8 protein-coding genes and 1 tRNA gene are annotated in these 11838 nt (G+C 41.1%); 4 read left to right on the top strand and 5 right to left on the bottom strand.

Annotation, left to right across the window (positions count from 1 at the left end):
• Positions 1–249 precede the first annotated feature (249 nt).
• From glpK to glpT, 4 genes are all read right to left on the bottom strand, one after another.
• Positions 250–1761: a glycerol kinase GlpK gene (gene glpK, locus AM305_RS10275; RefSeq protein WP_005825787.1), complete on the bottom strand. Its 1512-nt coding sequence runs from the start codon at positions 1759–1761 to the stop codon at positions 250–252.
• A 39-nt stretch (positions 1762–1800) separates the two neighbouring features.
• On the bottom strand, positions 1801–2586 hold the full coding sequence (locus AM305_RS10270; protein WP_005825786.1) for an MIP/aquaporin family protein: 786 nt from the start codon (positions 2584–2586) through the stop codon (positions 1801–1803).
• Between the two features lie 244 nt (positions 2587–2830).
• Positions 2831–3913, bottom strand: coding sequence for a glycerophosphodiester phosphodiesterase (gene glpQ, locus AM305_RS10265; protein WP_005825784.1), 1083 nt, complete (start codon positions 3911–3913; stop codon positions 2831–2833).
• A 77-nt stretch (positions 3914–3990) separates the two neighbouring features.
• A complete protein-coding gene (gene glpT / locus AM305_RS10260; protein WP_005825783.1) occupies positions 3991–5436 on the bottom strand; it encodes a glycerol-3-phosphate transporter in 1446 nt (481 codons plus the stop codon).
• A gap of 248 nt (positions 5437–5684) precedes the next feature.
• Between glpT and glpA the strand changes: the two genes are divergently transcribed.
• Genes glpA through glpC form a run of 3 tightly spaced genes read left to right on the top strand, consistent with a single transcriptional unit; the run spans position 5685 to position 9896 of the window.
• Entirely contained in the window at positions 5685–7349 is a 1665-nt protein-coding gene (gene glpA, locus AM305_RS10255; protein ID WP_193594298.1) for an anaerobic glycerol-3-phosphate dehydrogenase subunit A, read from the top strand.
• Complete coding sequence (glpB, locus tag AM305_RS10250; RefSeq protein ID WP_005825780.1) at positions 7339–8625, top strand: glycerol-3-phosphate dehydrogenase subunit GlpB; 1287 nt, start codon at positions 7339–7341, stop codon at positions 8623–8625. Before glpA ends, glpB begins: the two co-directional genes overlap by 11 nt.
• On the top strand, positions 8622–9896 hold the full coding sequence (gene glpC, locus AM305_RS10245; RefSeq protein ID WP_005825778.1) for an anaerobic glycerol-3-phosphate dehydrogenase subunit GlpC: 1275 nt from the start codon (positions 8622–8624) through the stop codon (positions 9894–9896). The genes glpB and glpC overlap by 4 nt, the downstream gene beginning before the upstream one ends.
• Positions 9897–9963: 67 nt before the next feature.
• Here glpC and aldA read toward each other — a convergent pair whose 3' ends face one another.
• A complete protein-coding gene (aldA, locus tag AM305_RS10240; protein WP_005825776.1) occupies positions 9964–11406 on the bottom strand; it encodes an aldehyde dehydrogenase in 1443 nt (480 codons plus the stop codon).
• Positions 11407–11741: 335 nt separating this feature from the next.
• On the opposite strand from aldA, the gene AM305_RS10235 reads away from it, so the two are divergent.
• Positions 11742–11831: transfer RNA gene (locus AM305_RS10235), tRNA-Ser, on the top strand.
• Positions 11832–11838: the final 7 nt, after the last annotated feature.

The raw sequence follows: 11838 nt of genomic DNA, 5'->3' as shown, positions 1-11838 counted from the left end.
CTGAGCTTAGAGATAGGCTCAGGGTTTTGCATTTATAGCCTAGTGCAGCGCCAGCAGTGACAAGCGATGGGATGTGAAAGAAAATTTGCAAATCCCTCTCGATATCCCACTGCTTGCAATACAGCTCTAATTACATGAAACAATGTGAATTATTTTGTCTACTATGCCAAATCATAAATCAAGCGGTCAGATTTTGTCATTTATTTACATATTCCGACCGCTTGTCTATTTTAGGATGTTAAGCGTAAATTATTCTGCATCCTCTTTTGCCCATTCAAGCGAACGTTTAGCCGCTTTTTTCCAACCTTTATAACGGCGCTCACGTTTCTCTTCATTGTTATCCGGTAAGAATGTTTTCTCGACAATAGCTTTGTCGCGTAATTCTTCCAAATCTTTCCAGAAACCGGTTGCTAAGCCGGCTAAATATGCGGCACCTAAGGCCGTAACTTCACGTACAAGTGGTCGTTCTACATAAGTGTTGAGAATATCCGCTTGGAATTGCATTAAGAAGTTATTTGCTGTTGCACCACCATCTACACGTAATGCTTTAAGTTTTTCGCCTGAATCAGATTGCATGGCTTCTAATACATCACGGGTTTGATAAGCGATAGACTCCAATGTTGCACGTACGATGTGGTTGCGATTTGCACCACGAGATAAGCCAAAAATCGCACCTCGAGCATATGGATCCCAATATGGTGCACCTAAACCTGTGAAGGCTGGTACAACATAAACACCGTTACAATCAGGAACTTTGGTTGCAAAGTATTCTGAGTCGAAGCTGTCGTGAACAATTTTCAATTCATCACGTAACCATTGAATAGAAGCTCCTGCAATGAATACAGAGCCTTCTAATGCGTATTCAGGTTCACCTTTGGCGTTACAAGCAATGGTGGTTAATAAACCATTTTTCGATTCAATCGCTTTATCGCCAGTATGGAGTAACATAAAGCAGCCTGTACCATAAGTATTTTTGGCTTGACCGGCATTTACACATAAGTGACCATAAAGTGCCGCTTGTTGGTCGCCAGCGATACCTGCCACAGGAATACGAACACCACCTTGTCCACCAATGTTTGTTTGACCATAAATTTCAGATGAGTTACGCACTTCCGGTAACATTGAACGAGGAACATTTAAAAGCTCAAGCATTTTATCATCCCACTGTTTGGTATGAATGTTAAATAACATGGTGCGTGAGGCATTGGTGTAGTCTGTGACATGTACACGACCTTGCGTTAATTTCCACACTAACCAAGTATCTACTGTACCGAATAGTAATTCGCCTCGTTCTGCTTTTTCACGAGCACCTTCAACATTATCTAAAATCCATTTAACTTTAGTTCCAGAGAAGTAAGGGTCTACCACTAACCCTGTGGTTTTACGGATATATTCTTCATGCCCATCGGCTTTAAGCTGATCAGTAATTGGAGAAGTACGGCGACATTGCCATACAATCGCGTTGTAAACGGGCTTACCGGTTTCTTTTTCCCAAACAATGGTGGTTTCACGTTGGTTGGTAATCCCGATCCCTGCGATTTCATCAGGTTTTATTCCTGCTTTTGCAACTACCTCATTTAATACAGAACTTTGGCTAGACCAAATTTCCATTGGATTGTGTTCTACCCAACCTGCTTTTGGGTAGTATTGAGTAAATTCACGTTGTGCGACTTCGACAATATTCGCATCTTTATCTAATAAAACGGCACGAGAACTTGTTGTTCCTTGGTCTAATGCAATGATATATTTTTTGTCAGACATGGTTATATCTCCATTGTTTGTTGGAATTAAGTGAGTTTGTTATTTTTCACAATTGCACGGTAGGTTTTTCGCAATAAAACGGCGATAACCCCAAGCACCTAATAATGCTCCGACAATAGGACCAAAAATCGGTACAAGGAAATAAGGGATATCACGAGCACCCGTAAAAGCGATATCTCCCCAACCTGCTAAGAATGCAAACATTTTTGGACCGAAGTCACGAGCAGGGTTCATCGCAAAACCTGTTAATGGCCCAAATGCGCCACCGATAGCAGCAATCAATAAGCCGATTAAAAGAGGAGCCATTGCGCCTTTTGGAACACCATTACCATCATCAGTAAGGGCTAGAATTAATGCCATTAACGCCATAGTGATGACTACTTCAACGCAGAAAGCTTGAGCTACACTAATGTGGGCATTTGGGTAGGTAGAAAATACGCCAGCAAATCCAACGGTTTCTCCTCGAACGATATTTTGAGCAGCTTCTGCTGCAGCAAAGAGATCTTTATACAGGAAGTAAACAAGAGCGGCAGCACAAAATGCGCCTAAGAATTGAGAGATGATATAAGGTACGACTTTTTTGCCATCAAAGCAGGCAAATTTCCAAAGTGCTAAGGTAACGGCTGGATTTAAATGAGCGCCTGATACCCCTGCTGTTGTATATACTGCTAAGGCAACCCCTACGCCCCACATAATTGAAATTTCCCACAAACCGAATGTGGCACCAGCTAATTGTGCAGCTGCGACACATCCTACCCCAAAGAAAATAATTAAACCTGTACCAATAAACTCACCGATACAAGCTGCTTTTAATGATCTATCCATATATTCCCCCTCAGGAATGAAATCATTGATCGTGAATTGAAAAATAACATTTTTCGAGGTGAAATATAAATAAATCAAAAAATTTCGCAAACGATTAAATATAGATTTGTGAAGTGGTTCACAATATTTTTTACTTATAAAATGATGAGAATAACAATTAACAAAAAAACAACAAGCAAGTTCTTTTTTTAAACAAGAAGGGCGCTTTTTATGCACCCTTAAGTAAATGATTAAAAATATATTTTTATTTATTCTTTTTTAAGAATTCAACACCCGTATCAGGGAAGTCCGTAAATACTCCCGTTGCACCTGCTTTATTTAATAAAGCATCATACATTTCATTTACGTTGGTAAAGAACTCAGGTAGTGCATCTTTACGTACGGTGTATGGATGAAGTTCCATTTTATATTGGGCTAACTCTTTAACTAATGGAGTATAAACAATGTTTCCTTTTTTAGATTGTTTGTCGTCAATCAGCATATACCAACCTGGTCCAACGCCGTCTGCGTATTTCGCTACTTCTGCCATCGCACCTGGTTTAAACATCCAGTCGTAGTTGTAATTTACCCATTTACCTGATTTGTCTTTTTCTTCCGTTTCGTGCCAGTCAGTGTAAGCCACTAATTGTACAAGTTTCACGTCCATACCAAGTTTTGGTAGCAATTCTGTTTTAATACGTTTTAACTCATTGAAGTCAAAGGTTTGTAGATAAACAAGGTCTGATTTTTGGTCATAACCGTATTTTTTCAACACTTTTAAGGTTTCTAATGCAATGTCTTTGCCTTCTTGGTGATGTAACCAAGGAGCTTTGATTTCAGGGTAGATACCGATTTTTTTGCCGGTGGATTTTTCTAAGCCTTGGATAAATTCAATTTCGTCTTCAAAGGTGTGAATTTTGAAATCAGATTTCCACATTGGGAAGCGGTTTGGATAGACTTGAACTTGTTTGCCATCTTCTACTTTGAAGTTTTCGGTCATTTCAAGGGTTTGGATTTCTTTTAACGTGAAATCCGCCACATAATAACGCCCATCTTTTCTCGCACGATTTGGGAATTTTTTCGCGACATCGGTTAAACCATCAAGGAAATGGTCGTGAATAACCACGAGGCGATTATCTTTGGTCATTGCAAGATCTTGCTCTAAATAATCCGCTTGTTGCCCAAAGGCTAGAGCTTTACTTTCTAAAGTATGTTCTGGTAAATAACCACTTGCACCACGGTGAGCGATAATCAATTTATCTGATTGTGTTGCGACTGGGGTTGATGTTGAGCAACCTGCTAATACTGCTGTTGCGACTAAACCTAATGCAAATTTTGTGAATTTCATAGATGTTCCTTTATTTTTGTTGTTGATAATTGATAAAAAAGGAAGAACAAATGTTCTTCCTTTTAGGTAGTTAATAATTATTTACCGTAGCTGTCTTCAAGATTTGCTTTATGTTTACCTTCTTCAAGCATCACGATAAGCATGAGTAATATCGCTAACACACCACCTGTGGTCATGACATAGAAGCCACCGTCCCAGCCGTAGTATTCTGCTGCCCAACCAACGACTGCTGATGCAGATACTGTACCACCTAAGTAACCAAATAAGCCTGTGAAACCTGCTGCTGTACCTGCTGCTTTTTTCGGTGCAAGTTCAAGAGCGTGTAAGCCGATTAACATTACTGGGCCGTAGATTAAGAAGCCGATTGTGGTCATTAAGATGAAGTCCATTAATTGATATGGGTTTTCATACCAGCCTTTGCCTGCGTATTGTGTAAGTTCTGCTTCTGGTGTTGCTGGGTTCATCCATAATGCAACTACTGCTGCGGTGGTAAGGATCATAAAGATGAAGCCTGTTAAACCACGTTTACCTTTGAATAATTTGTCAGATACCCAACCACAGAGTAATGTACCTGGGATTGCAGCTAATTCATAGATGGTGTATGCCCAAGCAGTACCTTTGATGTTGAAGTGTTTTACTTCGCCAAGGTAAACCGGTGACCATTTCAATACACCATAGCGGATTAAGTAAACGAATACGTTAGCGATTGCGATGTACCATAACAATTTATTTTTTAACACGTAGGTAACTAAAATTTCTTTTGTGGTTAAATCGTGTTCGTAAGTTTTTTCATTATAGTCATCCGGATAGTCGTTACGCCATTTTTCAACTGGCGGTAAACCACAAGATTGCGGAGTATCGCGCATCACTAAGTAGATAGGAATAGCGGCAATCATTGCTGCAATACCCGGGTAGTACAATGCTTGTTGCCATACATCTTTAGCGGTTGCTTCTACACCGTGTGTGCTAAAGTAAATTGCACTCGCAAGTAGTACCATCGCACCTGGAACCATACCCCCTAAGTTGTGAGCGGTATTCCAAATAGATACGATTGTTCCACGTTCTGATTTAGACCACCAGTGAACCATCGTACGTCCGCATGGAGGCCAACCCATACCTTGGAACCAACCATTTAAGAAGATGAGTACCCACATGACTAAAATGCCAGAGGTTGCCCATGGCATTAACCCCATCATGGTCATACAAAGACCGGAAAGTAACAAACCAAACGGTAAGAATACACGTGGATTTGAACGGTCTGAAATGGTTGCCATAAAGAATTTAGACAAACCATAAGCTAAACCTGCCGCAGTACCGATCACACCGAGTTCTGCTTTTGTGTACATACCTGCTTCGATTAACCCTTTTTGTGCTAAGTCGAAATTCGCACGTACGAAATAATAAGCCGCATAACCAAAGAAAATCCCAGCAAATACCTGCCAACGAAGGCGGCGGTATGTAGGATCTATTTTATCTGCCGGAAGCTCCGCAATATGGGGAGCTGGTTTAAATGGACCAAACATAAAATACTCCAAATTTATTATTTTGATTAAGTTTCAAACTAATTTAATATTTTTATATTAAATGTTGCTGCATAATATATGAAATAAAAATAGATGAAAGAGGATTTAATTATATTTGTGATCTGGTTCACAAAATAAAAAATCTTTTTTTAATTTCCTTGATGTAAATAATTGTGTTTTTTAAAATATACGCAGTTTTAATTATATTATTTATTGTGGGAGAGTGTGTTATGCCTATATCACCTCGAATGTATCAAAATGCGGCAGATTTTTCGCCGATAAGTACCGATGTCATTATTATCGGTGGGGGCGCAACAGGTGCAGGGATTGCTCGAGATTGTGCTTTGCGTGGTATTGATTGTGTATTACTGGAACGCCGTGATATTGCAACTGGCGCAACAGGACGAAATCATGGTTTATTACATAGTGGTGCGCGTTATGCGGTAAATGACCGAGAATCTGCAGAAGAATGTATTAAAGAAAATATGATTCTCAAGCAAATAGCCCGTCATTGTATTGATGATACAAAAGGGCTATTTATTACATTGCCGGAAGATGATTTAAATTTCCAAAAAACCTTTATTGATTCTTGTACCGCATCAGGCATTGAAGCGGTCGCCATTGAGCCGGATCTTGCAAAATTTATGGAGCCTTCGGTAAACCCAAATTTAGTTGGTGCTGTTGTGGTGCCTGATGGTTCGATTGACCCTTTCCGTTTAACAGCCTCAAATATGCTAGATGCGACTGAACATGGTGCTAAAGTTTTTACCTATTGCGAAGTAAAAGGGCTTATTCGTGAAGGTGGCAAAGTTATTGGTGTAAACGTTTTCGATCATAAAAATCAAGTTGAACGCCAATTCTTTGCCCCTGTTGTGGTTAATGCCGGCGGTATTTGGGGGCAAGGTATTGCAGAATATGCCGACCTCAAAATCAAAATGTTCCCGGCAAAAGGGGCGTTACTCGTGATGGGGCACCGTATCAACAATATGGTGATTAACCGTTGCCGTAAGCCTGCTGATGCCGATATTTTGGTGCCGGGCGATACCATTTGTGTGATCGGAACAACCTCTAGCCGAATTCCGTATGATCAAATTGATAATATGGAAGTGACGCCTGAAGAAGTAGATATCTTATTCCGTGAAGGGGAAAAACTCGCGCCAAGCCTTCGTCATACCCGTGTGTTAAGAGCCTATGCCGGCGTTCGTCCATTGGTTGCGACAGATGATGATCCGTCTGGTCGTAATGTTAGCCGTGGTATTGTGTTACTCGACCACGCTGAACGTGATGGCTTAGACGGTTTTATTACCATTACGGGTGGTAAGCTCATGACCTATCGTTTAATGGCAGAATGGGCGACCGATTTAGTTTGCAAAAAATTAAATAAATCCGACCGCTGTACCACAGCGGAACGCCCATTACCGGGTTCAAATGAAAGTCGTGAAGAAACCAGCCAAAAAATTATTTCACTCCCAAATACGATTCGCCATTCAGCAGTGTATCGCCACGGTTCTCGTGCATTACGTTTGCTTGAAAAAGAACGTTTAGATAAAACGCTTGTGTGTGAATGTGAAGCCGTTACCGCAGGCGAAGTTCGCTATGCTGTTGAAGAACTGAATGTAAGTAATCTTGTGGACTTACGCCGCCGTACTCGTGTAGGTATGGGAACATGCCAAGCAGAGCTTTGTGCATGCCGAGCCGCTGGCTTAATGAATCGCTTTAATGTTGCAACACCAACACAATCTATTACGCAATTAGCCTCCTTTATGGAAGAACGCTGGCGTGGTATTCAACCGATTATGTGGGGCGATGCAATGCGTGAAGCGGAGTTCACCAGTTGGATTTATTATGGATTGTTAGGCTTAAATGATGTTCAACAATCTGAAACAGAGGGAGTGAATAGCAATGAATTTTGATGTAGTCATTATTGGCGGCGGTTTAGCCGGGCTGACTTGTGGCATTGCACTACAAGAACAAGGAAAACGTTGTGCGATCATCAATAATGGACAAGCAGCCATTGATTTTGCTTCAGGCTCAATGGATTTACTTTCCCAGCTTCCAAGCGGTCAAAAAGTTGAAAATGTTTACCAAGCGTTAGATGAATTAAGCCAACAAGCACCGGAACATCCTTATAGCTTGATTGGAAAAGAGCGAGTATTAGCTAAAGCACAGCAGTTTGAACAACTGGCAAAAAAATTGCGTTTAGATTTAATTGGTTCTACAACACATAATCATACGAAAGTTACCCCATTAGGCGGTTTACGCCGTACGTGGCTATCGCCAAATAGCGTACCAATGTTAGAAGGCTGTGCGCCTTTTACGCATCAGAAGATCGCCATTTTAGGGATTGAAGGTTACCACGACTTCCAACCACAGCTTTTAGCGGATAACTTGAAACGCCAACCGCAATTTACGCATTGTGAACTAACGATCGATTATTTGAACATTCCAGAACTAGATTATTTGCGTGAAAATAGCCGTGAGTTCCGTAGTGTGAACATTGCCCAATTATTAGAACACAAATTATCATTTAATGAATTAGTCCAAGAGATTAAACAAAAAGCTAAAGGGGCGGATGCCGTCTTCTTACCGGCATGTTTTGGTTTGGACGATCAAAGTTTCTTCAACGGACTAAAAGAAGCGACACGTTTATCATTATACGAATTACCAACGTTACCGCCTTCATTATTAGGTGGTCGCCAACGTAAACAACTTCGCCACTATTTTGAAAGTTTAGGTGGGTTGATGATTAACGGCGATAAAGCGTTAAGTGCAACTTTTGAAGCAGGTAAAGTGAAACACATCTTTACTTCATTGCATGAAGATGACCCTATCGGGGCTGAACATTTTGTCTTGGCTTCAGGATCGTTCTTTAGCAATGGTTTAGTGGGCGAGTTTGAACGTGTTTATGAACCCGTTTTTGAGGCGGATATTTTAAATAGCAAAACATTTGATAAATCAGACCGCTTAACATGGACATATAACCGCTTCGCTTCGCCACAGCCTTATCAATCGGCGGGCGTTGTGATCAACGGAGATTGCCAAGTCCAAAAAGCAGGCGAAACTATCGAGAATTTATATGCGGTAGGGAGCGTGATTGGTGGGTATAACGGTATTGAATTAGGTTGTGGTTCAGGCGTTGCGATTGTGACAGCGCTTACCGTAGCAGAGCAAATAGGAGCAGCAAAATGAGTATTATGGATTTAATCAATAATGCGAAAAAAGAGATGCAAGAGCCTGTTTCGCATCAATATTTTGACCCGAGTTTTGAGAGCTGTTTGAAATGTACAGCGTGTACCGCCGTGTGTCCGGTTACTAAAGTTAATCCGTTTTACCCGGGGCCTAAACAGTCTGGTCCCGATGGCGAACGTTTACGCCTAAAAAGCGAGAACTTCTATGATGAAGCATTGAAATACTGCTTAAACTGTAAGCGTTGCGAAGTGGCTTGCCCTTCAGATGTTAAAATTGGCGATATTATCGTACGAGCCAGAAATTCGCATATGGATCGCCAAAATAAACCGCTTGTTCATAAATTCCGTGATGCGATTTTAAGTAATACCGACATTATGGGAACGATGAATACGCCATTAGCGCCGATTGTGAATACCATTACGGGCTTAAAAGCAACGAAGTTCTTACTTGAAAAAACGATTGGGGTAAGTAAACACCGCCAATTACCAAAATATGCATTTGGTACATTCCGTAATTGGTACCAGAAAAAAATGATGGCGGAGCAAGCCAAATATACCGATAAAATTGCTTACTACCACGGCTGTTATGTGAACTACAACAATCCACAGTTAGGTAAAGAAGTGATCGAGGTCTTTAATGCCTTAAATATCGGTGTCGTTTTGCTTGAGAAAGAGAAATGCTGCGGTTTACCGTTAATGGTAAATAGCTTCCCTGAGCGAGCGAAAAAAATTGCGCAATTTAATACCGATTACATTGGCAAAATGGTTGATGAAAACGGCTTAGATGTGATTGGCGAGGCGTCAAGTTGCACATTGAATTTACGAGATGAATATCATCATATTTTAGGTGTCGATAACGCTAAAGTACGCCCACATATTCATTTGGCAACGGTTTATCTCTATAAATTGCTACAACAAGGGAAAAAATTACCGCTTAAACCGCTCAATCTGAAAGTCGCTTATCATACCGCTTGCCACGTAGAAAAAGCCGGTTGGGCACCTTATACGCTTGAGATTCTGAAACAGATCCCTGGGGTTGAAGTGGTGGTGCTACCATCTCAATGTTGTGGTATTGCCGGTACATACGGCTTTAAAGCAGAAAACTATGAAAGCTCACAAGCTATTGGTAAAACACTCTTTGAAGCTATCAACGAAAGCGGTGCTGACTACGTGATTTCGGAATGCCAAACTTGTAAATGGCAGATCGATATGTCAAGCAATGTTACGTGTTTACATCCGTTTACTTTATTAGCTATGGCGTTAGCGAAGTAGTTTTTTTCTTTGCTCCCTCCGTTTTCGGAGGGAGCTGGGCAAAGCCCTGAGGGAGGGAAAAGATCAATTACACCTTTTCATCATATTGCAAATACACCACGTGCGTTTGCAAATATTCTTCTAAACCATGTTTACCATCAGCACCCCCAATACCGGATTTACGCCAACCGGCGTGGAAGCCTTGCATTGCTTCAAAGTTCTCACGGTTTACATAGGTTTCGCCAAATTTTAAACGTGAAACCACTTTCATCGCTTTGTTGATATTTTGTGTGTAAACGGAAGAGGTTAAGCCATATTCACAGTCATTTGCTAGCGCAATCACTTCATCAACGGTATCAAAAGTTGCAACAGGGATAACTGGAGCAAAAATTTCAGAACGGAGAATATCCATACTGTTATCCACATTATCAATGACGGTTGGTTCAAAATAGTAACCTTTGCCTTCCACTGCTTTACCGCCGGTTAGCACTCGTCCACCGGCTTGAACAGCCGCTTGTACCATCGCTTGTGCGTGATCTAAACCTTGTTTGTTTACCATTGGTCCCATATCTAAGGTTTCATCTTCTAATGGATTACCTGAACGAACTTTTTGCATACGTTCTACCAATTTTGTCACAAATTGATCTTTTACCTCACGTTGAACATAAACCCGTTCCGCACAGTTACAGACTTGCCCAGAGTTGATGACTCGAGAGGCAACAATCGCATTGGCTGCTAAGTCTAAATCAGCATCAGCAAAGACAATAGCAGGTGCTTTACCGCCTAGTTCAAGATTAACCTTCGTGATGTTTTGGCTTGCCGCCTCCATCACTTTACGTCCTGCCGGTTCACTTCCTGTGAGAGAAATTAAGCCCACTTTAGGGTTTGCCGCCAGCTCGTTACCTACATCAGCACCTGAGCCGTGAACGACGTTAAAGACCCCTTTCGGCAACCCGACACTATGTACCACTTCAGAGAATAATACTGCATTGATTGGCGAATCCACACTTGGTTTTAAGACAATAGTATTCCCTGTCACCAATGCCGGTGCCATTTTGCGAGCGATAAGGAAGAACGGGAAGTTCCAAGGAAGAATACCGGTGGTTACACCAATCGGTTTTTTGTATAAGAGAATATGCTCATTTGGACGATCGCTTTGGATAATTTCGCCTTCATAGCGGCGTGCCCATTCCGCCATATAGTCAATATAATCTGCGGTAAAATTCACTTCAACACGTGCAAGCGGTAAGATTTTTCCCATTTCTGACGAAATGACTTTAGCAATTTCTTCGGCTCTTCCACGGATACCTTCGGCAATTTTACGCAAATAGCCGGCACGTTGAATGGCAGGTAATGCTGCCCACGCATCTTGTGCCGCCTCTGCAGCATCAATCGCAGCCTGTGCATCGGCAACGGTACCTTTGGTAATCACGCCGATGATTTCTTCTGTCGCCGGATTTAACACCTCAAAGGTTTTACCGCTATTTGAAATCACAAATTCACCATTAATGTACATTGGCAATGTTTTCATAGAATTCCCCTTATGGTTTTGGTTTATCAATTGGGTTGTTCTATTTATCCGCAAGAAACAGACAAATGCAATGTTTTTTAAATGATTGTTAAAAATTTGTGAAATAAATCACAAAATAGACCGCTTGTAGAGATAAATAAGGAAAAATAAATGCCCGAATTTGACAAAATAAGTAGAATTCGGGCAATAAATAAAACGAGAAAATATAAATCTAAGTGGTTAAGTTTTGCTTAAAAAACTCCCGAGATGAATAAAAAAAACTCGATTAAGCGAAATTGCTCGAATTTTCATTTACGAGAAGAAAAATCTATATTATTATTTCACTCATCAATCACGGAGGAATGGTCGAGTGGTTGAAGGCACCGGTCTTGAAAACCGGCGAGGGTTTACGCCCTCCGTGAGTTCGAATCTCACTTCCTCCGCCATCAAATT

The organism is Actinobacillus minor NM305, assembly GCF_000175195.1.
Taxonomy (GTDB): domain Bacteria; phylum Pseudomonadota; class Gammaproteobacteria; order Enterobacterales; family Pasteurellaceae; genus Haemophilus_A; species Haemophilus_A minor.
The sequence above is the reverse complement of the archived record's forward strand: the minus strand, read 5'-3'. Positions and strand labels throughout refer to the sequence as shown.